1 protein-coding gene is annotated in these 666 nt (G+C 60.5%); it reads left to right on the forward strand.

The window, feature by feature from the left end:
• On the forward strand, positions 1 to 666 hold a 666-nt coding region (locus ACZYVJ_RS25740; RefSeq protein ID WP_463834074.1), incomplete at both ends, for an MCE family protein.

Genomic DNA, 666 nt, shown 5'->3' on the forward strand with positions numbered 1-666 from the left:
TCGATTGCGGAGACGGTGCGGGATGGGAAGCCGGCGGCGAAGTTCACGTTGGAGATCTATCCGCGGTATTTGGCGTTGATTCCGTCGAATGTGAATGCCGATATCAAGGCGACGACGGTGTTCGGCGGTAAGTATGTGTCGTTGACGACGCCGGCCAATCCGTCGCCGCAGAAGATCTCGTCGCACACGGTGATCGATGCCCGGTCGGTGACCACCGAGATCAACACGCTGTTTCAGACGATCACCTCGATCGCGGAGAAGGTGGATCCGGTCAAGCTGAATTTGACGTTGAGTGCGGCGGCGCAGTCGTTGGCGGGGTTGGGGGAGAAGTTCGGCCAGTCGGTGACCAACGCCAATGCGCTGCTGGATGATGTGAATCCGCAGCTGCCGCAGGCGCGCAAGGACATTCAGCGGTTGGCGGCGTTGGGGGATACGTATGCGAACGCCTCGCCGGATTTGTTCGACTTTTTGAATAATGCGGTGATCACCGCGCGGACGATCAATGCCCAGCAGAAGGATTTGGATCAGGCGTTGTTGTCGGCGGCCGGGTTCGGTAACACCGGGGCGGAGCTGTTCAACAAGGGCGGCCCGTATTTGGCGCGCGGCGCCGCGGATCTGGTGCCGACCGCGCAGCTGCTGGATACCTACAGCCCGGAAATCTATTGC

Source organism: Mycobacterium sp. IDUB_3, from assembly GCF_055419585.1.